We start from the raw sequence: 20,999 nt of genomic DNA, 5'->3' as shown, positions 1-20,999 counted from the left end.
GGGGGTCGCCCCGTCACGCCGGGGCGAACCGGACCTTCGACGTTCCCGGGTCGGCCTGGGTGAGGCGGACGCGCAGGCGCTCGCCCAGGGGCAGGGGCGCGGTGCCCGCCACCCGGGCCACCACCGCCGGGTCGGTCAAGTGGACGGTGCCGGTGGCCGGTTCGCCGTCCTTCACGTCCACCACCGTCGCGTCGAAGACCTCGCCCACGCGGTCCTTGAGGAGGGCCGCCTCGACGAGGTCGACGCATTCCCGCTCGACCGTGTTGGCCTTGCGGGCGCCCTCCGCCATCTCCTTCGGCAGGGCGTCCAGTGCCGCGAGGACCCAGTCGGGGACGTCGGCGGCGGCCACGGCGGCGAGGCAGATCTCGCTCGCGTAGCGGTCCACGAGGCGGCGCAGCGGCGCCGTGCAGTGGGTGTACTCGTCGGCGACGGCCGCGTGGACCGCCGGGTCGGGGACGCGGCCACCGGTGAACACCGTGTACCCGGCGCCCCGCAGCAGCGCCGTGCACTCCTGGAGGAAGGCCGCGTGGTGCGGTTCGCGCGGGTCGAGGGAGCGGACGACCTGGGCGTACGGGACGTGGTGCGGCCAGTCGACGCCCAGCGCCCGGGCCGAGCGCCGCAGCCGGGCCACCGCGCCGTCGGGGGCGCTCGGGAGCGTACGCAGGATGCCGGTGCCGTACGTCAGCATCAGGTCGGCCGCGGCCATGCCGGTGAGCAGGGAGATCTGGGCGTTCCAGCCCTCGGCGGGCAGCGGCGCGCGGTACTCCAGGCCGTACTGGCCGTCGCGCTCCACGATCTCCTGCTCGGGGACGTTGAGGGAGATCCCGCCCCGGGCGACCTCCTGCCGCTCGCGCACCAGCCCGACGTCCCTGAGCAGCGCGACCGGCTCCTCGGCGGTGCGGTCGTCGATGCGTCGCTGCACCGCGTCGTAGTCGAGCCTGGCGCGGCTGCGGACGAGGGCGCGTTCGACGTGGGTCGCGCCGCGGCGCCCGTCGGCGTCGAGGTCGATGGTCCACAGGACGGCGGGCCGCGTCTCGCCGGGCAGCAGACTGGCCGCGCCCTCGGACAGGACGGGCGGGTGCAGCGGGACGCGCTCGTCGGGGAAGTAGAGCGTGTTCACCCGACGGTGGGCCTCGGTGTCCAGGGCGCCGCCGGGGATGACGAACGCGGCGACGTCCGCGATCGCGTAGTGCACGCGGAAGCCGCCGTCGGGGCGGCGGGCCAGGTGCATGGCCTGGTCCAGGTCCATCGAGGTGGGTGGGTCGACCGTGAAGAACGGGACGTCTGTGGCGTCGCGGAGGGGGAGGCGGGGGGTTTTGGCCATGCGGTCGGCCTCGGCGAGGACGTCCGGGGGGAAGTCCTCGTCCACGCCGAGGCCTTCGCGGATGTCGCGCAGCGCGGCCCGCAGCGGGTCGGCTGCGCCGGTCATACGGAGATGACGGCGGGGCATGTGCCGAGCGTAGGCCGAGCGGTGACTTACCGCCTGCGGCGGGCATGTTCCCCATCCCGCCCCTTCCCGAAAGCCTCCGGCGGTGGTCGTTCGTCTGCGGCCCGGTGGGGGCTGGTCGCGCAGTTCCCCGCGCCCCTTAGATGGGCCCTTCGGGCCCTCCTTCAGGGGCGCGGGGCTGTGTCGATTTGCGGCTCCGCCGCGTGGGCGCGAGCAACCCAGCACGATCCGCAGACGAAAACGGGGTACTGGGGCGGAGCCCCGCATACCCACCCACCCCCGGAGGGTTAAGGGGACGGGCGGGGTGGGGGAATCACACCCCGTAATCTGGGCGGCGGGGCCGCACCCCCCTCCCCCGTACACACCCAAGGAGAACCCGTGCTCGTGCTGCTGCCGCCCTCCGAAGGCAAGGCCGACGGAGGGCGCGGGGCGCCGCTCAAGGCCGAGGGGCTGTCGCTGCCGGACCTGGCCGACGCCCGCGCCGCCGTCCTCGACGAGCTGGTCGAGCTGTGCCTCGCCGACGAGGACAAGGCCAAGGACGTACTCGGACTCAGCGAGGGACTGCGCGGCGAGGTCGCCAAGAACGCCCGGCTGCGGACCGCCGCCACCCGGCCCGCCGGGGAGATCTACACCGGCGTCCTCTACGACGCCCTCGGCCTCGCCACCCTCGACCCCGCCGCCAAGCGCCGCGCCGCCAAGTCGCTGCTCGTCTTCTCCGGGCTCTGGGGAGCCGTGCACACCGGCGACCGCATCCCCTCCTACCGCTGCTCGATGGGCGTGAAGCTGCCGGGCCTGGGCGCCCTCGGGACGTACTGGCGCGGTGTCATGGACCCGGTGATGACGGAGGCGGCCGGGACCGGGCTCGTCCTCGACCTGCGCTCCGCCGCGTACGCCGCCGCCTGGAAGCCCAAGGGCGAGGTGGCCGGGCGGACCGCGACCGTACGCGTACTGCACTCCCAGATCGTCGACGGCGTCGAGAAGCGCTCCGTCGTCAGCCACTTCAACAAGGCCACGAAGGGGCGGCTCGTACGGGACCTGCTGCTGGCCGGTGCGGCGCCCGCGGACCCGGCGGAGCTGGTGGAGGTCCTGCGCGGATTCGGCTACGTGGTGGAGTGCGCCGCCCCCGCCAAGGCGGGCAAGGCGTGGGCGTTGGATGTGGTTGTGGAGCAGATCCACTAGCCCCCGCAATAACCCCGTTGCACAGGGTGCAACAGTCGTTGCAGGGTGCGATCCCGCCCGGCAGGATGCCCGTATGACCTCCGTCCTGGACCTGGCCCCCGTCGTCCCCGTGGTCGTCCTGGACGACGCCGCCGACGCCGTACCGCTCGCGCGGGCACTGGTGGCGGGCGGGCTGCCGGCGATCGAGATCACCCTGCGCACGCCCGCCGCGCTGGACGCGATCCGGGCGATCGCGGCGGAGGTGCCGGGGGCCGTGGTCGGGGCGGGGACCGTCGTCTCGGCCGCCGGGGTCGCGGACGCCGTGGCCGCCGGGGCCCGTTTCCTGGTCAGCCCCGGCTGGACGGACGGCCTGCTGGACGCGATGGCGGCGTCCGGGGTGCCGTATCTGCCGGGGGTCTCCACCACCTCGGAGGTGGTGGCGCTGCTGGAGCGCGGGGTCGCGGAGATGAAGTTCTTCCCGGCCGAGGCGGCGGGCGGCACCGCCTACCTCAAGTCCCTCGCCGGGCCGCTCCCCGGCGCCCGGTTCTGCCCCACCGGCGGCATCTCGCTCGCCTCGGCCCCGGACTATCTGGCCCTGGCGAACGTGGGGTGCGTCGGCGGTACGTGGATGCTCCCCGCCGACGCGATCGCCTCGCGGGACTGGGGACGGGTCGAGACCCTGGCCCGGCGGGCGGCGCGGCTGCGGTAGCCCCTCGGGGCCGATCCCGCAGGCCGCGCCTCGGCCTCAGCGCCGGCCTCAGCGCAGATGCGACGTGTCGTTCAGCAGCCGCACCGACGCGTTGCCGTCCCCGTAATACGCCACCGCCGACACCGACGCCGCCGACAGTTCCATCCGGAACAGCGACTCCGGCGGAGCGCCAAGGGCGAGCCGGATCAGGGTCTTGACCGGGGTGACATGGGTGACCAGGAGCACCGTACGGCCCTCGTACGCCGACAGCAGCCGGTCCCGGGCGGAGGAGACCCGGCGCGCCACCGTCGCGAAGCTCTCGCCGTCGCCCGTGGGCGCGGCCTTCGGTGAGGCGAGCCAGGCGTCGAGGTCGTCGGGATGGCGCTCGCGGACCTCGGCGAAGGTCAGACCCTCCCACGCCCCGAAGTCCGTCTCGCGCAGACCGTCCTCGACCCGTACCTCCAGGCCGAGGCGCGCGGCGACCGCCGCCGCCGTCTCGCGGCAGCGGCGCAGCGGAGAGGACACGATCGCCTGGATCGTGCCCCGGGACGCCAGCGCGGCGGCCACCTGCTCGGCCTGTCGGCGACCTGCCGCCGACAGCTCGGGGTCGGTCCCGCCGCTGCCGGAGAACCGCTTCTCGGGGGTCAGCGCCGTCTCACCGTGCCGCAGCAGGACGAACGTGGTGGGCGTGCCCAGGTCGGGGGCGCTCCACCCGGCGGCCGGGGCCGCGCCCGAACTCCGGGCCGGAGCGGGCACGGTGGCGACCGGAGCGGCCGGAGCGGCCGGAGCGGCCGGAGCGGCCGGAGCGGCCGACGCCAGCGCCGCCCGCGCCTTCGCCGCACCCGCCGCCGCGTCCCCCACGACCCGGGCCGCGCCCGCGTCCGGGGCGGCGGCGGAACCCGCGTTCAGGGCCGCCATGGAAGCCGACGGCTCCCACTGCCTGCCCCGCTTGCCCGCGTCCATCGCCTCGTTGGCGAGCCGGTCCGCGTGCTTGTTCCGCTCGCGCGGGATCCACTCGTACGTGACCTGCCCGGGCGGCAGGATCCGCCCGGCCTCGGCGGCGAGCGGCTTCATATCGGGGTGCTTGATCTTCCAGCGGCCCGACATCTGCTCGACGACCAGCTTGGAGTCCATCCGGACCCGCACCTTCGCGTCCGGGTCCAGGGCCTTCGCCGCCTTGAGCCCGGCGATCAGGCCCTTGTACTCGGCGACGTTGTTGGTCGCGACGCCGATGTACTCCGCCGCCTCGGCCAGCGTCTCGCCCGTCGCCGGGTCGAGGACCACCGCGCCGTATCCGGCGGGGCCCGGGTTGCCCCGGGAGCCGCCGTCGGCCTCGACAACGAACTGCCGCACTACAGGCCCGACTCCGACGTACGGACCAGGATGCGGCTGCAGTTCTCGCACCGCAGCACGGTGTCCGGGGACGCCGCCCTGACCTCGGCGACCTCCGTGATGTTGAGCTCCAGGCGGCAGCCCTCGCACTTGCGCTGGTAGAGCCGGGCCGCGCCGACGCCGCCCTGCTTCTCGCGCAGCTTGTCGTAGAGCTTCAGCAGGTCGGCGGGGATCACCTCGGCGACGACCGCGCGCTCCTTGGCCACCTCGGCGGCCTCGGCGTCGATCTGCTGCGTCGCGGCGTCGCGGCGGGTGATCGCGTCGTCGGTCTTCGACTGGACGGAGGAGACCCGCTCGGTCAGCTCGGCGACCCGCTCCTGGGCGGACTCACGGCGCTCCATGACCTCCAGGACCACGTCCTCCAGGTCGCCCTGGCGCTTGGCCAGCGAGGCGATCTCGCGCTGGAGGGACTCCAGGTCCTTGGGGGACGAGACCGCGCCCGAGTCCAGGCGCTGCTGGTCGCGGGCGGCCCGCTGGCGGACCTGGTCGACGTCCTGCTCGGCCTTGGTCTGCTCGCGGGTGGTGTCGCTCTCCTCGGTCTGCGCGGCGACCAGCAGGTCGCGCAGCTGCGTCAGGTCCTTGGTGAGCGACTCGATCTCGGCGTGCTCGGGCAGCGACTTCCGCTTGTGGGCGAGCTGCGACAGGCGTACGTCGAGGGCCTGTACGTCGAGGAGGCGGATCTGATCGGCGGGCGCGGCGTTCAGTTGGGGGCTCCAGAAGAGTGGTGGGATGACCAGGGGTCGGTGACCGCCTTCGAGACGTGGACCCGCAGGTCCCAGCCATGGCGGTCGGAAATCTCGTCGAGCTGGGCGGCGGCCTGCTCGCACCAGGGCCACTCGGTGGCCCAGTGGGCGGCGTCGACCAGGCCCAACGGGGAGTGTTGGGTCGCCTCCGACACCGGGTGGTGGCGCAGGTCGGCCGTCAGGAAGGCGTCGGCTCCCGACGCCCGTACGGCGTCGAAGAGGCTGTCGCCCGAGCCGCCGCTGACCACGACCGTCTTGACCTGGGCCTCGACGTCGCCCGCGACCCGGACGCCCTGCGCGGTGGCGGGCAGCCGGGCGGCGGCGTGCGCGGCGAACTCTCGAAGCGTCATCGGGTGGTCGAGCTCGCAGATCCGGCCCAGGCCCCGACGGCCCGAGGGGTCGCCGGCGTCGGGCACGAGCGGGCCCACGACCCGGAGGTCCAGGGCGCCCGCGAGGGCGTCGGAGACGCCCGGGTCGGCGGTGTCGGCGTTGGTGTGGGCGACGTGCAGGGCGATGTCGTTCTTGATCAGGGTGTGCACGACCCGGCCCTTGAAATGGCCGGCCGCGACGGTCGTCGTCCCGCGCAGATAGAGCGGGTGATGGGTGACGATCAGGTCGGCGCCGAGCTTCACGGCCTCGTCCGCGATCTCCTGTACGGGGTCGACGGCGAACAGCACGCGCCGGATCTCCGTGTCGGGGTCACCGCAGACGGTGCCGACCGCGTCCCATCCCTCGGCCCGCTCGGGCGGCCAGAGGGCGTCGAGCGCGGCGATGACTTCAGACAGACGGGGCACGGGGACAGGTTACCCGCGCCGCGCCCCCGTCCCACCATGGCCAAGCGCTCCGCTGGACGTGGGGATATTCGGCTGCGGACCGTGGGTGGCCGGTCGCTCCCCCAAGCTCTCAAGGAGCAGGGGGGACCCCCATCGCGGCGGAGCCGCAAATGTCACAGCCCCGCGCCCCTTGAAGGACGCGGAACCGCATGCCCCCGCATGCCCCCGTACCCGCCTCCCCTTGCACACCCGCCGCCCGCCTCACGGCGAAATCGCCCGACGGCCATCCTTTGGTGTGAAGCCAGTGGTCTCCTGTTGTTCGGCTGGAAGTGCGAAAACTAGCTTCTTGGGCCGGAGGTGAGCCATCTCATGACTGCCTTGGCCATCGAGACCGCTGCCGGCGACGGCGCGGTCCGGCACACGGAGTTCACGATCACCGCGGACGGCTCGTACGCGGCCCGTCTCGTACGGGGAGAGGGCGCCGGGGACCGCTGGTTCCCGGAGCGGTGGACGCTGGACGGGCCCGAGCCGTACGCGGTGCCGCTGCCCGGCAACCAGCCGGAGGAGCCCGACGCCTCGGTGCTGCCGATGGCGGACGGGCGGGTCCTCATCCACCGCCGCGTCGCCGACCGCGACGCCTTCGCCCTGCTCTACCCGACCGGCCCCGGCACCGGCGAGCTCGCCCTCGGCGCGGTCACCCCCGACACGCCCGAGCAGCACCTCGCGCTGCTGCCGCCGTCCCCGGGCGGCAGCTGCGCGTACGCGCTCGCGGTAGGCCCGGACAGCACCGCGCTGTGGCTGGTGGCGGGCGGCTCGTTCGGCCCGGAGCGGGTGGCCGTCGTGAAGGGCCGCTGCTCGGGCGGCGTCTGGCTGGACCGTACGGGGCGGCTGCTCGCCCTGGACCGGGAGCTGGACGGGCGGACCAAGACGGTCGCGGTGGACCTCGAGCGCGGCGGCGAGGTGACCCCGCTGCTCCAGATCACCGAGGAGAGCGAGGACCGGCTGCTGCTCGCCGACCCGGACACCGGTCTGCTGCTGCTCCGCTCGGACGCCCCGGGCCACCACCGGCTCGGCTGGGGCGTGCTCGGCTCCACCCTGCCGGTGCGCTTCCCGGAGTGCCTGCGGCTGCCGGACGCGGCGGTGACGCCGTTCGCCGTGCAGCCCGGGCAGGTGCTGATGCCGGAGAGCTGTGCGGTGGCGCTGCGGATCGACGCGGCGGCCGGTACCTGGCTGGGGGTGTGGCGCCCGGCCGGGCGGCGGCTGCACCAACTGGCCGCACCCGAGGGGTGGTTGGCGGGCTCGGGGCTGTGGACCCGGGACGGGGTGCTGCGGCTGCCGTGCTCGACCGAGGCGGCGCCGTGCTCGGTCACCCGCGTCGCGGCGCCGCCGGACCTGCCGCGCCCCGCCCCCGTACCGCCGAAGCCGCAGGCCCCCCGGCCCGTACCGCTGGCGCAGTCACCGTTGACAGGCCGCGCGTAGCCCTTGATCGACGAGCGGGGTCTGCTGGTTAAAATCCACGGCGAACGCAACAGGCGATCTACAACGGGGTGACAGCACCACATGTCCGAGACACTGACCGCGTCCGCGGACGCGACGACGGACGACGACGGCCACGGCAAGCACCGGGGCGGGGCGGCGGCGACCGAGGAGTCGGCCACCGAGGCGCATGGCCGCCACCGGCGGCTGGATGCCGCCGGGAGCGACCGCGGCTGACGAAGGCTGACGGGGGCCGGGGGGCGGTGTTCGGCTGCGGACCGTGCGATGGGGGTCCCCCCTGCTCGAACGAAGTTGAGAGCTTGGGGGACGGTCACGCCCACGCGGCGGAGCCGCACAATGACACTGCCCCGCGCCCCCAACTCCTCAGCGGTACGTTTGGCTCAGCCCCGTTTCAGTCCCAGTACCTCCGCCGCCGCGAAAGTCTCGCCCTCGGGGCGGGTGGCGTAGTACGGGGAGATCAGCTCGTCCAGTTCCTCGTACGAGAAGGCCTCCTTCGCCGTGTCGAACTTGGCCGCCACCCTGGGGCGTTCCACGATCGCGACCATGCCGCCGTGCACGACCATCAGCTGGCCGTTGACCCGGGCGGCCGCCGGGGACGCCAGATAGCCGACGAGCGGCGCGACGTGCTCGGGCGCCAGCGGGTCCAGCTGCCCCTCCCCCGGCTCCGCGCTGCCTGGATTCGCTGAAATGGCCGCGAAGACGTCCTCGGTCATCCGGGTGCGGGCCCGGGGGCAGATCGCGTTGGCGGTGACCCCGTACTTGGCGAGCGCGAGGGCCGTGGAGGTGGTGAGCCCCACGATCCCGCCCTTCGCGGCGGCGTAGTTGGGCTGCCCGGCCGACCCCGCGAGGAACGCCTCCGACGAGGTGTTGACGATCCGGCCGTAGACCGGCCCGCCCGCCGCCTTGGAGCGCTCGCGCCAGTGCGCGGCCGCGAAGTGGGTGGTGTTGAAGTGGCCCTTGAGGTGGACGTGGATCACCGAGTCCCACTCGGACTCGCTCATCGAGAAGATCATCCGGTCCCGCAGGATGCCCGCGTTGTTGACCAGGATGTCCAGTTTGCCGTAGGTGCCGATCGCCAACTCGACGAGTTCGCGGGCCTGTTGGTGGTCGGCCACGTCTCCCGTGTGGGCGACGGCCCGGCCGCCCGCCGCGCGGATCTCGGCGGCGACCTCCTCGGCGGGGGCGGCCGACGCCTCGCCGGAGCCGTCCCGGCCCGGCTGCCCGAAGTCGTTGACGACCACGGACGCGCCGAGCCGGGCGAGTTCCAGCGCCTCGGCCCGGCCCAGGCCCCGCCCGGCGCCGGTGACGATCGCGGACAGGCCGTCAAGGGGCGGTACTGCCATGCCGGTCGGCTCCTCTCGGGGGTTCACAGGGTGATGCAGGTGCGCAGGGCCTCGCCCGTACGCATCTGGTCGAGCGCGTCGTTGATCGCGGCGAGCGGGACCCGGTGGGTGATCAGGCGCTCCAGGTCGATCCGGCCCGCCCGCCACAGCGCGATGGCCCGCTCGTAGGAGCGCAGCACGTCGCCGCCGCCGTACATCGACGGCAGGATCCGCTTCTCGTCGAAGAACAGCTCGAACATGTTGAGCTGGAAGAAGTCGTCCATGGCGCCCGCGCCGACCACGCACAGGGTGCCGCCGCGCCGGGTCGCGTCGTAGGCGGTGCGGGCGGTGGCGGACTTGCCGACGACCTCGAAGACGTAGTCGAAACCCTCGCCACCGGTGATCCGCGCCTTGGCGTCGTCGAGTTCGCTGGGCGAAAGAGCCTCGGTGGCGCCGAAGGCGAGGGCCGCCTCGCGCCGGGACGCCACCGGGTCGACGGCGACGATCTGTGCCGCGCCCTGCACCTTCGCCCCCTGGATCGCCGAGATGCCGACCCCGCCGCAGCCGATGACCGCGACCGACGAACCGGCCGCCACCCGCGCGGTGTTGATGGCCGCGCCGAGCCCGGTGGTCACCCCGCACCCGATGAGCGCGGCGATCTCGTACGGGACGTCCTCGGGGATCGGGACCGCGCACCCGGCGTCGACCACGACCTCCTCGGTGAAGGTCCCGGTGCCCGCGAAGCCGAACACGTCGCCGCCGGGGCGCTTGAAGTTGGGGGTGCCCGCGTTCATCAGCGAGGCGAGGCAGAGCTGGGTCTGGCCGCGCTTGCAGGACGGGCAGCTGCCGCACGCGGGCAGCCAGGAGACCAGGACGCGGTCGCCCGGGGCGAGCCCGGTGACGCCGTCGCCGACGTCGAGGATGTCGCCCGAGCCCTCGTGCCCGGGGACGAACGGCGCGGGCTGCGGCAGCACCCCGTTCATCGCCGAGATGTCGGAGTGGCACAGGCCGGTGGCCCGGATACGGATCTTGACCTTGCCCGGGCCGAAGCCCACCGCCTCGACGTCGTCGAGGACATCGAGTTTGTCCTGGCCGATCTCGTGCAGTACGGCTGCGCGCATGCTGCGGATCCCCTCTGATCAGGCAGTTCAGACGTGTTCGACGACCGTGTCGGAGAGCACCGGCGCGTCGTCCCGCTCGACGGCCGTCACCGACACCTGGACCCGGCCCGGCCCCTGCCACATCCGTACGCGCAGGGTCTCGCCGGGGAAGACGACCCCGGTGAACCGGGTGGTGTACGAGCGGACGCGGCCCACCTCGCCGTCGAGCAGCGTGTCGACGACGGCCTTCAGCGCGATGCCGTAGGTGCACAGCCCGTGCAGGATCGGCCGGTCGAACCCGGCGAGCTTGGCGAAGTCGGGGTCGGCGTGGAGCGGGTTCCAGTCGCCGGACAGCCGGTAGAGCAGCGCCTGGTCCTCGCGAACGGCCCGCTCGACGGTCCGGTCCGGCGCACGCTCGGGCTGCTCGACGCGTGCGGAGGGGCCCCGGTCGCCGCCGAAGCCGCCCTCGCCGCGTACGAAGATCTGGGCGTCGCTGGTCCACAGCGGCCCGTCCGCGTCGGCGACGTCGGTGCGCAGCACCAGGATCGCGGCCTTGCCCTTGTCGTACACGGCGGCCACCTTGGAGGTGGACACGGCCCGTCCGCGTACCGGGATCGGCCGGTGCAGCGTGATGCCCTGGCCGCCGTGCAGGACGGCCGCGAGGTCGACGTCGACGCCGGGCGCCGAGAGCCCGCCGACCACGCCCATACCGGCGCCCGCGACGGTGGCGAAGGAGGGCAGCACGTGCAGCCGGGACTCCAGTGTGTAGCGCAGCTCGTCGGGGTCGGTCGCCGGGACACCCGCCCCCAGGCCCAGGTGGTAGAGCTGGACGTCCTTGTGGTCCCAGGCGATCTCGGTGGACCGGGGCTCGGCGGCGAGCGCCTGCGCTGCGTCGATGGGCATACCGGGCTGCTCCTTGGAGGTGGGAAGACCTCGGCGCGGCCGTCCGCACCGTCGGCCGCACCGAGGCCGTACGGGACCGGCCCCGAGGCCGGTTCTAGAACGCGTTCTAGGGCTCGATGGCTCCCATGTATAACGCAGCACCAGATGATTGGGAACCCTACTGACGATCCGTCAGATACCAGATGCCCGCACCACTAGGGGCGCGGGGCTGTGACATGTGCGGCTCCGCCGCGATGGGGGTCCCCCCTGTTCGAGCGGAGTCGAGAACTTGGGGGAGCGACCAGCCCCCACCGGCCCGCAGCCGAAACCGCACCCCCGGAAGGGACCCGCCCCCACCGGCCCGCAGCGAACCAACGACCCGGGACATTTGTCCCACCGAACCCCGTACAAGAACATCTGCCCGACAGGGAGGCCCGCTTCGTACGGTCATCACCATGACGCAGACATCACCCGCCGCGGCGCACTTCACCGACGTGGCGAAGGCATTCGGCACAGTCAGGGCAGTCGACGGCATGGACCTCGACATCCGCCGAGGCGAGACCGTCGCCCTGCTCGGCCGCAACGGCGCCGGCAAGTCGACCACGATCGGCCTGCTGCTGGGGCTCGACGAGCCGGACGCGGGCGAGGTGCGGCTCTTCGGCCGCACCCCCGAGGAGGCCGTACGCGCCGGCCTGGTGGGCGCGATGCTCCAGGAGGGCCAACCGATCCCCCGCGTCACCGTCCGCGAGCTCGTCACGTTCGTCGCCTCGACCTACCCGGAGCCGATGTCCGCCGACGAGGCGCTGGCGCTGGCGGGGCTCACCGAGTTCGCGGACCGCCGGGTCGACCGGCTCTCCGGCGGCCAGGCCCAGCGCGTCCGCTTCGCGATGGCGCTCGCCGGGTCGCCCGCGCTGCTGGTCCTGGACGAGCCGACCGCCGCGCTCGACGTGGAGGCGCGCCGCGCGTTCTGGGAGTCGATGCGGGCGTACGCGGCCCGGGGCAACACCGTGCTGTTCTCCACCCACTATCTGGAGGAGGCGGACGACAACGCCGACCGGATCGTGGTCATCGACCAGGGCCGGATCGTCGCCGACGGCCCCGGCGAGCGGATCAAGCGGGCGGCGGGCGGCAGCCTGGTCTCCTTCGACCTGGCGGGCGGGTCCGGCGCGCATCTGCCGACGCTGCCCGGCGTGGTCAGCGTGGAGGTCCGCGGCGACCGCGCCCTGCTGCGTACGGACGACTCGGACGCCACAGTCGTGGAGCTGGCGCGCCTCGGCGCGATCCGCAACCTCGAAGTGGCCCCGGCGAGCCTGGAGGACGCGTTCCTCTCGCTGACCTCCGAGTTCGACTCCGACTCGCTGCGCCGCCTGCCTCCGCTCCTGTTCCGCGTCTGACCGCGTCTGACCGCGTCCGACCGCTGAGCACCCGAAAGCCCGAAAGCCTGAAAGCCTGAAAGCGAGAGCGTCCCATGCTCGACTACATCCTGCTCGAAGTGCGGCGGACCTTCCGCGATACCTCGTTCGTCGTCTTCGGTATCGGCATGCCCGTGCTGATGTACCTGCTCTTCACCAACATCGGCTCGGGGGACGGCGATTCGGCCGACTGGAAGGTCGCGTCGATGGTCGGGATGGCGGCGTACGGCGCGCTCGGCGCCTCCCTGAACGGCGGTGCGGGCGTCGCGGCCGACAAGCACTTCGGCTGGCTGCGGCAGCTGCGGATCACCCCGATCGCCCCCTCCAAGGTGGTGACCGGCCGGGCGATCAGCGCCTCGGCGACCGTACTGCCCGCGATCGCCGCGGTGTTCGCCGCGGGCGCGTTCGTCAACGGCGTACACCTGGCGCTGTGGCAGTGGGCGGCGCTCACGCTGCTGCTCTGGATCGGCGCCCTGCCCTTCACCTTCCTCGGGCTCGGCAACGGCTACCGGCTCACCCCGCAGGCCGTGGGCGTGATCAACCCTGCGTGTCTGGTGGGTCTCGCGGTGATCGGCGGACTGTGGTTCCCCGTCGACGCGTTCCCCGGCTGGCTCGCCTCCCTCGCCCGGTACACCCCGACCCACCGGTTCGCCGACCTCGGCTGGGCCGTCTCGCACGGCTCCGCGCCTGGCGCGGTCACGGTCGCGGTGCTCGGCGGCTGGCTGCTGGCGTTCGGCTCGTACGCCGTGTTCTCCTACCGACGGTCCGCAAGGACGGTATGAGCCAAATGAACGGGGAGAAGAAGACAGTGGCGAAACTCCTGCCGGGACTGCCGAGACTGCCGGAGCTGCCGGAGCGAGCGCCCAGGCGTCGCAGGGGCGAGTGCCGCCGGGACGACGATCTCGCGGGCCCCCCGGCCAACGGGTACGCGATGCTGCCCTGGCTGCTGATGGGCCTCGGCTCGTTCTCCAACCTGGTCAGCGGCGAGACCCCGAACCCGTGGATCGGCGGCGCGGGCCTGCTCGCCTTCAACTCCCTCTACATCTCGGTCGTCTTCCGCGCCTTCGACAAGGAACGCCGCGAGACCCGGCAGACCTACGCGGCCCTCGCCGCCATGGGCGTCATCACGTACGGCCTCGCCCTCGGCTACGGCGGCACCTGGCTGCTCTTCTTCCCGCTGCTCGCGCTCGCCTGCGGCGCGGTGCTGCGCAACCGGCGCCTCAGCGTCGTGATGGTCCTGCTGACCGTCTCGGTGAGCTCGATCTCCGGCATCCGCACGGGTGACCCGTGGGGCGACGTGACCATCGCGTACGGGACGTTCCTGTCCGGAATGGTGACGGCGGCGGTCCTCTCGCTCTCCCAGACCGTGCGCGAACTGCGCGACACCCGGCAGGAGCTGGCCCGCGCGGCGGTGGAGAAGGAACGTCTCCGCTTCTCCCGCGACCTGCACGACCTGCTCGGCCACACCCTTTCGGTGATCGTGGTGAAGTCGGAGGCGGCCCGCCGCCTCGCCCCCCGCGATCTGGACGCGGCGCTCGGCCAGGTCGCCGACATCGAGTCGGTCGGCCGCCAGGCGCTCACCGAGATCCGCGAGGCCGTCACCGGATACCGCGAGGGGAGCCTCGGCACCGAACTCGACCGGGCCCGCTCGGCGCTCATCGCGGCCGACATCGCCCCCGTCGTACGCCAGTCGGGCCCGCCGCTGGCCAAGCAGACCGAGGCGCTGCTCGGCTGGGTGGTGCGGGAGGCGGTGACCAACGTCGTACGGCACAGTGAGGCGACCCGGTGCGAGATCGTGGTCGACGGCGCGCCCGAACGCGTACGGCTGAAGATCACGGACAACGGACGCGGCGTACCATCCCAACAGCCCGCCACCACCGCTCCACTGATCGGCGGTACGGGCCTGAAGGGTCTCACCGAACGCCTCGCGGCGGCCGGCGGCTCCCTCGACGCGGGCCCCGGACCCCGCGGCGGCTTCCAGGTCGCCGCCGAACTCCCGGTCGACCCGCTCGACGCCGAGCTCGAAGCGGAGCTGGAGACGGAGCACGGGGCCGCACGGGGCTGACGGCCACCCGGGGACGATGGGGAGAACGGCATGATCAGAGTCCTGCTCGCGGAGGACCAGGGCATGATGCGCGGCGCTCTCGCCCTGCTGCTCGGTCTGGAGGAGGACATGGAGGTGGTCGCCCAGGTGGCGGCCGGGGACAAGATCGTGGAGGCGGCGCTCACCTCCCGTCCCGACGTCGCCCTCCTCGACATCGAACTCCCGGGCCTGAGCGGGCTGGACGCGGCGGCCCTGCTGCGCGAGGAGTGCCCGGAGTGCCGGGTGCTGATCCTCACCACGTTCGGGCGGCCCGGATATCTGCGCCGGGCGATGGAGGCGGGCGCGGCCGGGTTCCTCGTCAAGGACGGGCCGGTGGAGGACCTGGCCGAGGCGATCCGCCGGGCCCTGCGCGGTGAGACCGTGATCGACCCGGCGCTGGCCGCCGCCGCGCTCAGCGCGGGCGCCAACCCGCTGACCGCCCGCGAGGTCGACGTCCTGAACGCGTCGGTGGACGGCGCGACCGTCGCCGACATCGCGGGCAAGCTGCATCTGTCGGAGTCGACGGTGCGCAACTACCTCTCGTCGGCGATCGGCAAGACCCAGACCCGCAACCGCATGGAGGCGGTGCGGGCGGCGCGGCAGCAGGGCTGGCTCTAGGACCTACGGCTTGCGGGCCGTGCTCCTCGGCAGCCACACCAGCGCCACCACCATGCTGGCCATCAGCACGAACCCGCCGGTGCGGAAGGCGAGCGCGTAGCCGTCGGTGAGCGCGTCGGGGGTGAGCGAGGAGCCGGTGCGGGCGGCGGCGGCCGTCGACAGGGTGGCGAGGCCGAGCGCGCCGCCCATCGTGCGGGAGGTGTTGACGAGCCCGGAGACCAGTCCGGCCTCGCCGGGCGCGGCGCCGGAGGTGGCGAGGGCGGCGAGCGGGGTGGTGGCGAGCCCGGCGCCCGTCATCATCAGGATGCCGGGCACCAGGATCGACATCCAGTACGGGTCGTCCGCCTGCATCGTGGACTGCCAGCCGAACCCGGCGGCGGCGATCAGCAGGGCGATGACGGTGAGGTTGCGCGTGCCCGTCACCGGCATCAGGCGGGGGGCGATCTTCGCGCCGAGGACGATGCTCAACGAGCTGGGAATCAGGGCGAGTCCGGCGCCGAGCGGGGTGTAGCCGAGGACGTTCTGGGCGTACAGCGTCATGAAGTACCAGGTGCAGAAGGTCGCCGAACCGCAGGCGAACATCACGACGTTGGCGGACGAGACGGCTCTGATCCGCAGCAGCCGCAGCGGCATCAGCGGGGCCGCCGCGCGCGCCTCCACGGCGAGGAACGCGCCGAGCAGCGCGAGCCCGCCGAGGAGCGGGGCCAGCGTCCCGGGCGCGGTCCAGCCGGCCTGTTCGGTCTGGACGATGCCGTACGCGAGCACGGCGAGGCCGCCGGTGACCAGGACCGCGCCGGGCAGGTCGAGACGGTGGTGGGCACCCGCGCGGCTCTCGGTGATCCACAGGGCGGCGCCGGTGAGGACGAGGGCGCCGATGGGCACGTTGATGAGCAGCACCCAGCGCCAGGACAGGGTGTCGGTCAGGACGCCCCCGACCAGCCCGCCCGCCGCGCCGCCGCCTGCGCCGACCGCCGCCCAGGTCCCTATCGCCCGGGTGCGGGCGGCGCCTTCGGGGACGGCGGCGGTGAGGATGGTGAGCGTGGACGGCGCGAGCACGGCGGCGCCGAGGCCCTGCACGCCCCGGGCGAGCAGCAGTTGCCACCCCTCCTGTGCGAGCCCGCCGGCGAGGCTGGCGGCGGTGAACAGCCCGAGCCCGACGAGGAACATGCGCTTGCGCCCGAACAGATCTCCGGCGCGGCCGCCGAGGAGCATGAACCCGGCGTACGCGATGGAGTAGGCGTTGACCACCCATTGGAGCCCGGACGGGGTCATCCCCAGGCCGGTCCGCATGGAGGGGAGTGCGACGTTGACGACGGACACATCGAGGACGACGAGGAATTGCCCGGCGCAGGCGGCGAGGAGTACGAGCCAGGTTCGCGCGGCGGGGGTGCGGGTGGGTATCGCGGTGTCTGCGGGCGCTTGGACCATGCGGGCCATGCTCGCAGCCGGGGGGTTGTTTCCCCACCCCGCCCCTTCCTTTAACCCTCCGGGGATGGGCGGGAGTTGAGGAGGGTTTCCCGGGGGCCACGCCCCCGGACCCCGGGCGGGGGCTGCGCCCCCTGCACCCCGCTCTGTGGCTGCGCCCCTTCAGGGGCGGGGTGGGGGCTCACCTCCGTAGGAGCGTCAGCACCGCCGCCCCGCCCAGGCCGATGTTGTGCGTAAGCCCGACCCCCGCCCCCGGCACCTGCCGCACCCCCGCCTCCCCCCGCAGCTGCCACACCACCTCCGCCACCTGCGCCAGACCCGTCGCGCCCAGCGGATGGCCCTTGGAGATCAGGCCGCCCGAGGGGTTGACCACCCACCGGCCGCCGTACGTCGTCGCCCCGGAGTCGATCAGCTTCCCCGACTCCCCCTCCCCGCACATCCCCAACGCCTCGTACGTCAGCAGCTCGTTGATCGAGAAGCAGTCGTGCAGCTCGATCACATCGACGTCCTCGATGCCGAGGCCCGCCTGCGCGTACACCGCCCGCGCGGCCGAGCGCGTCATCCCGACCCCCACCACGTCGACGCACCGCCCGGACGCGAACGACTCCTCCGTGTCCGTCGTCATCGCCTGGGCGGCGATCTCCACCGCCCGGTCCGCCAGGCCGTGCGCGTCGGCGAAGCGTTCGGAGACGACCACGGCCGCCGCCGAGCCGTCGGACGTCGGGGAGCACTGGAACTTGGTCAGTGGACTGTGAACCACCGGCGCGGCCAGCACCTCCGTCGTCGAGCTCTCCCACTGGAACTGGGCGTTGGGGTTGCCCACCGAATGCCGGTGGTTCTTCGCGCCGACCGCCGCCAGCTGCGCCTCGGTGGTCCCGTACAGCTCCATGTGCTCACGCGCCGCGTTGCCGAAGATCTGGGCGGTGGGCGGGCTCATCGCGAAGCCGTGGGCGGCCGCCATCACCGCGTAGTGGCGCGCCACCGGCGAGGTGGAGAAGTCGCCGTCCGCGCCCCCGCCCAGCGCGCCCCGCTTCATCTTCTCGAACCCCAGCGCCAGCACGCACTCGCTCACCCCGCCCTCCACCAGCTGCCGCGCCAGCATCAGCGCGCTGGCGCCGGTCGCGCAGTTGTTGTTGACGTTGTGTACGGGGATGCCGGTCAACCCCAGTTCGTACGCGGCCCGTTGGCCCGCCGTCGACGGCTGGAAGCAGTACCCGGCCAGTACCTGCTCCACCTGCCCGTACGAGATCCGCGCGTCGGCGAGCGCCTTGGTGCCCGCCTCCCGCGCCATGTCCCAGTACTGCCACTCGCGCGACTCGGGCTTCTCGAACTTCGTCATGCCCACACCGGCCACAAAGCTCTTCACGCGTCCGCTCCTCCATCCCGGGGCAGGCCGAGGATCCGCTCGGCCACGACGTTCAGCTGGACCTGGGTGGTGCCGCCCGCGATGGTCAGACAGCGGGACATCAGGAAGCCGTGGACCGCCCGCTCCCCCTGGCCTTCGGCCACCGCGCCCGCCGGGCCCAGGAGTTCGAGGGCGAGCTCGGCCACCTTCTGCTGGTGCGCGGTCTGCACCAGCTTCCGTACGCTCGCGCCCGCCCCCGGCTCCAGGCCCGACACCTGCCGCATGGTCGTGCGCAGCCCGATACAGGCGAGCGCGTGCGCCTCGGCGGCCAGCGCGCCGATCCGGGCGCGGTACGAGCCGTCCAGGTCACCGGCGGCCGCGAGCAGCGCCTCCAGACCGGTGCCGAAGGTCAACTGGTCGGCCATGTGGACACGTTCGTTGCCCAGCGTGTTGCGCGCGACCCGCCAGCCGCCGCCCACCTCGCCGACGACCGCGTCGGGCGGCAGCAGCGCCCCGTCGAAGTACACCTCGTTGAAGAGGGAGTCGCCGGTCAGTTCACGGAGCGGGCGGACGTCGATTCCCGGGGTGTTCTTCATGTCGACCAGGAAGTACGTCAGGCCCTGGTGCTTGGGCGCGTCCGGGTCGGTTCGCGCCAGCAGGATGCCGTGGTCCGCCCACTGCGCCGCGCTCGTCCACACCTTCTGGCCGGTGATCCGCCAGCCCTCCTCGGTGCGCTCGGCCCGGGTGCGCAGCGCGGCCAGGTCGGATCCCGCCTCCGGTTCCGAGAACAGCTGGCACCAGAGCAGGTCGCCGCGCAGGGTCGGCGGCAGATAGCGCTCCTGCTGCGCGGGCGTGCCGTGGGCGAGCAGCGACGGCACCACCCAGGTGCCGATCCCCAGCTCGGCCACCACGACCCGGGCCCGCGCGAACTCCTCCTGCACGACGAGTTGGTGGACCGGATCCGCGCCCAGGCCGTACGGCGCGGGCAGATGCGGCGCCGCGTACCCGGTGGGGGCCAGCGCGCGCCGGGCCGCCGCCGGGTCGAGGCCGCGTACGGACTCGGCCGCCCGCCGCGCCGCCTTGCGGTACGCCCGCGCCCGCTCGGGCAGCTCCGTCCGCAGCGCCCGGCGCGCCCCGGCCCGGGCGAGCCGGACGGCCCGCTGCCGGTGGACGTCCCCGGCGCCGAGCAGCTGGCGCGCGACCAGGGCCCGGCGCAGATGGAGGTGGGCGTCGTGCTCCCAGGTGAAGCCGATCCCGCCGAGGATCTGGACGCAGTCCTTGGCGCAGGAGAACGCGGTGTCCAGGGCGGTGGCGGCCGCGAGCGCGGCGACCAGCCCTCGTACACCCGGGCCCAAGCCCGCCCTGCCCGAATCCGCACTGTCCGAATCCGCCCTGTCCGAGTCCGCCGCCCGCGCCGCGTCCCACACCAGCGCGCGGGACTGTTCGAGCCGGACGAGCATGTCGGCGCACAGGTGCTTGACCGCCTGGAACCGACCGATCGGCCGCCCGAACTGTTCGCGCACCTTGGCGTGCCGGACCGCCGTCTCCAGCGCCCAGGCGGCCGTGCCACACGCCTCGGCGGCGAACAGTACGGCGGCCAGGTCCCGCACCAGATCGTCGTCCACCGCGAGGACCCGGTCGGCGGGGACCACCACGCCGCGCGCCGCCACCTCGGCGGTGGGGCGGGTGGGGTCGGCGCTGTCGTGGGTCCGGATGTCGAGCGCGGACGCGTCCACGGCCAGCCAGACCGTGCTCTCCTCGCGTGCTGCCGCCAGGAGCAGCAGATCCGCCTGCCCGCCGGCGAGGACCGGCGGCGCGATCCCGTCGAGCCGTAAGCCCGCCGCGACGGGCTCGGCGGTCAGGGTCCCGGCGCCGAGCGCCACGGCGGCGGTGGTGGCGCCGGTCGCGATCGCGTCGGTGAGCGCGTCGTGCCCGGACCCGGCCCGCGCCAGGACCGCCGCCGCGAGCACCCCGGGCAGATACGGCCCCGGCAGCGCGCCCCGCCCGGCCTCCTCCAACACCACGGCGAGCTCCGCCAGGCCCCCGCCGCCGTGCCGCTCGCCGAGATGGACGCCGAGCAGGCCCTGTTCGGCCAGCGCGTCCCAGTAGGGCGGCCGCGACGCGGCCCCGGCCGGTGCGTCGAGCAGCTTGCGCACCTCCTCGACGGGCACGGCCCGCGCCAGCCAGCCGCGCACGGCCTCGGCCAGTTCCCGCTGCTCCCGCGTGATCCCGATGCCCATGCGCACTCCCCCGCCGCCCGGCCGCCGATGGAACGGCGACAGACTAGAACACGTTCCAATCTGACGGAAGGTCAGATGGGGACGGGATCAGGGGGATCAGGGGGATCGCACCGGACCGGTGCGTACGTCGCGGGGATTAGCATGTGGCGCCCAGCCACATACACCTCACGCATGTGGTGACCACCCACGTACGACTCCCGGGAGCCCTGCCATGGCGACACCCAAGCCGGAGATCCTCGCCGCCTTCGAGGCCGCCAAGGGCTTCATGCCCGTACGGGAAGGTCTGGCGCTCTACGACGCGGCGGTGGAGGCGGCGGCGCTCGGGCTTCCGCTGCTTGAGGTCGGCACCTACTGCGGGCGCTCCACGCTCCTGCTGGCCGACGCCGCCCGCGCCGCCGGGACCGTCGCCGTCACCGTCGACCACCACCGGGGCAGCGAGGAGCAGCAGCCCGGTTGGGAGTACCACGACCCGGAGACCGTCGACCCCGAGGTCGGCCTGATGGACACGCTGCCCACCTTCCGCCGCACCCTGCACAGAGCGGGCCTGGAGGAGCACGTCGTGGCCGTCGTCGGACGTTCGCCGCAGGTCGCGCGGGTGTGGGGCGGCGAGGTCGGGCTCGTCTTCATCGACGGCGGGCACACCGACGAGCACGCGAACGCGGACTACGAGGGGTGGGCCCCGCACGTCGCCGAGGGCGGGCTGCTGGTGATCCACGACGTCTTCCCGGACCCGGTCGACGAGTTCACCGGCCAGGCGCCGTACCGCGTCTATCTGCGGGCCCTCGCGTCCGGGGCCTTCACCGAGGTCTCGGCGACGGACTCGCTGCGCGTCCTGCGCCGCACGCGCGCCGGAGTGTGACGCCGCACCCCACGG

At 73.5% G+C, this 20,999-nt stretch carries 19 protein-coding genes; 9 read left to right on the top strand and 10 right to left on the bottom strand.

Annotation, left to right across the window (positions count from 1 at the left end):
• Positions 1-13: 13 nt before the first annotated feature.
• A complete protein-coding gene (locus ACGFRG_RS09400; protein ID WP_393262830.1) occupies positions 14-1,450 on the bottom strand; it encodes an RNB domain-containing ribonuclease in 1,437 nt (478 codons plus the stop codon).
• 375 nt (positions 1,451-1,825) lie between these two features.
• Between ACGFRG_RS09400 and yaaA the strand changes: the two genes are divergently transcribed.
• Together yaaA and eda are read left to right on the top strand one after the other, a co-directional pair.
• Positions 1,826-2,626: a peroxide stress protein YaaA gene (gene yaaA / locus ACGFRG_RS09395; protein WP_361425301.1), complete on the top strand. Its 801-nt coding sequence runs from the start codon at positions 1,826-1,828 to the stop codon at positions 2,624-2,626.
• Positions 2,627-2,699: 73 nt separating this feature from the next.
• The gene (gene eda, locus ACGFRG_RS09390; RefSeq protein WP_393262827.1) at positions 2,700-3,314 is read left to right on the top strand and encodes a bifunctional 4-hydroxy-2-oxoglutarate aldolase/2-dehydro-3-deoxy-phosphogluconate aldolase; all 615 of its coding nucleotides are present in this window, start codon (positions 2,700-2,702) and stop codon (positions 3,312-3,314) included.
• 48 nt (positions 3,315-3,362) lie between these two features.
• Here eda and ACGFRG_RS09385 read toward each other — a convergent pair whose 3' ends face one another.
• Genes ACGFRG_RS09385 through ACGFRG_RS09375 form a run of 3 tightly spaced genes read right to left on the bottom strand, consistent with a single transcriptional unit; the run spans position 3,363 to position 6,222 of the window.
• Positions 3,363-4,646 carry a bifunctional RNase H/acid phosphatase gene (locus ACGFRG_RS09385; RefSeq protein WP_393262825.1) on the bottom strand — a complete coding sequence of 428 codons (1,284 nt, stop codon included), beginning with the start codon at positions 4,644-4,646 and terminating at the stop codon, positions 3,363-3,365.
• Positions 4,646-5,389: a C4-type zinc ribbon domain-containing protein gene (locus ACGFRG_RS09380; RefSeq protein ID WP_361425458.1), complete on the bottom strand. Its 744-nt coding sequence runs from the start codon at positions 5,387-5,389 to the stop codon at positions 4,646-4,648. Before ACGFRG_RS09380 ends, ACGFRG_RS09385 begins: the two co-directional genes overlap by 1 nt.
• Entirely contained in the window at positions 5,386-6,222 is an 837-nt protein-coding gene (locus ACGFRG_RS09375) for a Nif3-like dinuclear metal center hexameric protein (protein WP_361425310.1), read from the bottom strand. The genes ACGFRG_RS09380 and ACGFRG_RS09375 overlap by 4 nt, the downstream gene beginning before the upstream one ends.
• 348 nt (positions 6,223-6,570) lie before the next feature.
• Here ACGFRG_RS09375 and ACGFRG_RS09370 point away from each other — a divergent pair, with 348 nt between their 5' ends.
• Positions 6,571-7,680 carry a hypothetical protein gene (locus tag ACGFRG_RS09370; protein WP_393262822.1) on the top strand — a complete coding sequence of 370 codons (1,110 nt, stop codon included), beginning with the start codon at positions 6,571-6,573 and terminating at the stop codon, positions 7,678-7,680.
• 81 nt (positions 7,681-7,761) lie between these two features.
• Positions 7,762-7,914, top strand: a complete 153-nt coding sequence (locus ACGFRG_RS09365; protein WP_361425316.1) for a hypothetical protein — start codon at positions 7,762-7,764, stop codon at positions 7,912-7,914.
• A gap of 164 nt (positions 7,915-8,078) precedes the next feature.
• Here the strand turns inward: ACGFRG_RS09365 and ACGFRG_RS09360 are convergent, their stop codons facing one another.
• Genes ACGFRG_RS09360 through ACGFRG_RS09350 form a run of 3 tightly spaced genes read right to left on the bottom strand, consistent with a single transcriptional unit; the run spans position 8,079 to position 11,023 of the window.
• Positions 8,079-9,041, bottom strand: coding sequence for a 3-oxoacyl-ACP reductase (locus ACGFRG_RS09360; protein ID WP_361425319.1), 963 nt, complete (start codon positions 9,039-9,041; stop codon positions 8,079-8,081).
• Between the two features lie 23 nt (positions 9,042-9,064).
• The gene (locus ACGFRG_RS09355; RefSeq protein WP_361425322.1) at positions 9,065-10,141 is read right to left on the bottom strand and encodes a Zn-dependent alcohol dehydrogenase; all 1,077 of its coding nucleotides are present in this window, start codon (positions 10,139-10,141) and stop codon (positions 9,065-9,067) included.
• Positions 10,142-10,168: 27 nt separating this feature from the next.
• Entirely contained in the window at positions 10,169-11,023 is an 855-nt protein-coding gene (locus ACGFRG_RS09350) for a MaoC/PaaZ C-terminal domain-containing protein (RefSeq protein ID WP_361425325.1), read from the bottom strand.
• A gap of 434 nt (positions 11,024-11,457) precedes the next feature.
• Between ACGFRG_RS09350 and ACGFRG_RS09345 the strand changes: the two genes are divergently transcribed.
• The 4 genes from ACGFRG_RS09345 (at position 11,458) to ACGFRG_RS09330 (ending at position 15,115) form a co-directional block, all read left to right on the top strand.
• A complete protein-coding gene (locus ACGFRG_RS09345; RefSeq protein WP_393262818.1) occupies positions 11,458-12,396 on the top strand; it encodes an ABC transporter ATP-binding protein in 939 nt (312 codons plus the stop codon).
• A 74-nt stretch (positions 12,397-12,470) separates the two neighbouring features.
• On the top strand, positions 12,471-13,196 hold the full coding sequence (locus tag ACGFRG_RS09340) for an ABC transporter permease (RefSeq protein WP_361425330.1): 726 nt from the start codon (positions 12,471-12,473) through the stop codon (positions 13,194-13,196).
• The gene (locus tag ACGFRG_RS09335) at positions 13,193-14,479 is read left to right on the top strand and encodes a sensor histidine kinase (protein ID WP_393262815.1); all 1,287 of its coding nucleotides are present in this window, start codon (positions 13,193-13,195) and stop codon (positions 14,477-14,479) included. Before ACGFRG_RS09340 ends, ACGFRG_RS09335 begins: the two co-directional genes overlap by 4 nt.
• 30 nt (positions 14,480-14,509) lie before the next feature.
• Entirely contained in the window at positions 14,510-15,115 is a 606-nt protein-coding gene (locus tag ACGFRG_RS09330) for a response regulator (RefSeq protein ID WP_393262813.1), read from the top strand.
• A 3-nt stretch (positions 15,116-15,118) separates the two neighbouring features.
• Here ACGFRG_RS09330 and ACGFRG_RS09325 read toward each other — a convergent pair whose 3' ends face one another.
• The 3 genes from ACGFRG_RS09325 to ACGFRG_RS09315 form a co-directional block, all read right to left on the bottom strand.
• Positions 15,119-16,552 carry an MFS transporter gene (locus ACGFRG_RS09325; RefSeq protein WP_361425345.1) on the bottom strand — a complete coding sequence of 478 codons (1,434 nt, stop codon included), beginning with the start codon at positions 16,550-16,552 and terminating at the stop codon, positions 15,119-15,121.
• A 169-nt stretch (positions 16,553-16,721) separates the two neighbouring features.
• Positions 16,722-17,906, bottom strand: a complete 1,185-nt coding sequence (locus tag ACGFRG_RS09320) for a beta-ketoacyl synthase N-terminal-like domain-containing protein (RefSeq protein ID WP_393262810.1) — start codon at positions 17,904-17,906, stop codon at positions 16,722-16,724.
• Positions 17,903-20,125 carry an acyl-CoA dehydrogenase family protein gene (locus ACGFRG_RS09315; protein ID WP_393262808.1) on the bottom strand — a complete coding sequence of 741 codons (2,223 nt, stop codon included), beginning with the start codon at positions 20,123-20,125 and terminating at the stop codon, positions 17,903-17,905. Before ACGFRG_RS09315 ends, ACGFRG_RS09320 begins: the two co-directional genes overlap by 4 nt.
• Positions 20,126-20,336: 211 nt before the next feature.
• On the opposite strand from ACGFRG_RS09315, the gene ACGFRG_RS09310 reads away from it, so the two are divergent.
• Entirely contained in the window at positions 20,337-20,984 is a 648-nt protein-coding gene (locus ACGFRG_RS09310; protein WP_393262805.1) for a class I SAM-dependent methyltransferase, read from the top strand.
• The last annotated feature ends 15 nt before the right edge of the window (positions 20,985-20,999 follow it).

This window comes from Streptomyces sp. NPDC048696 (genome assembly GCF_043198895.1).
Taxonomy (GTDB): Bacteria; Actinomycetota; Actinomycetes; order Streptomycetales; family Streptomycetaceae; genus Streptomyces.
Note: the sequence above shows the minus strand (reverse complement) of the source record. Positions and strands in the feature narration are given on the sequence as shown.

Coding starts and splice junctions, on each gene's coding strand:
- ACGFRG_RS09340 (WP_361425330.1), top strand. CDS start 12,471: ATGCTCGACTACATCCTGCTCGAAGTGCGGCGGACCTTCCGCGATACC.
- ACGFRG_RS09310 (WP_393262805.1), top strand. CDS start 20,337: ATGGCGACACCCAAGCCGGAGATCCTCGCCGCCTTCGAGGCCGCCAAG.
- ACGFRG_RS09335 (WP_393262815.1), top strand. CDS start 13,193: ATGAGCCAAATGAACGGGGAGAAGAAGACAGTGGCGAAACTCCTGCCG.
- ACGFRG_RS09345 (WP_393262818.1), top strand. CDS start 11,458: ATGACGCAGACATCACCCGCCGCGGCGCACTTCACCGACGTGGCGAAG.
- ACGFRG_RS09365 (WP_361425316.1), top strand. CDS start 7,762: ATGTCCGAGACACTGACCGCGTCCGCGGACGCGACGACGGACGACGAC.
- ACGFRG_RS09330 (WP_393262813.1), top strand. CDS start 14,510: ATGATCAGAGTCCTGCTCGCGGAGGACCAGGGCATGATGCGCGGCGCT.
- ACGFRG_RS09360 (WP_361425319.1), bottom strand. CDS start 9,041: ATGGCAGTACCGCCCCTTGACGGCCTGTCCGCGATCGTCACCGGCGCC.
- ACGFRG_RS09350 (WP_361425325.1), bottom strand. CDS start 11,023: ATGCCCATCGACGCAGCGCAGGCGCTCGCCGCCGAGCCCCGGTCCACC.
- ACGFRG_RS09315 (WP_393262808.1), bottom strand. CDS start 20,125: ATGGGCATCGGGATCACGCGGGAGCAGCGGGAACTGGCCGAGGCCGTG.
- eda (WP_393262827.1), top strand. CDS start 2,700: ATGACCTCCGTCCTGGACCTGGCCCCCGTCGTCCCCGTGGTCGTCCTG.
- ACGFRG_RS09355 (WP_361425322.1), bottom strand. CDS start 10,141: ATGCGCGCAGCCGTACTGCACGAGATCGGCCAGGACAAACTCGATGTC.
- ACGFRG_RS09325 (WP_361425345.1), bottom strand. CDS start 16,552: ATGGCCCGCATGGTCCAAGCGCCCGCAGACACCGCGATACCCACCCGC.
- ACGFRG_RS09400 (WP_393262830.1), bottom strand. CDS start 1,450: ATGCCCCGCCGTCATCTCCGTATGACCGGCGCAGCCGACCCGCTGCGG.
- ACGFRG_RS09370 (WP_393262822.1), top strand. CDS start 6,571: ATGACTGCCTTGGCCATCGAGACCGCTGCCGGCGACGGCGCGGTCCGG.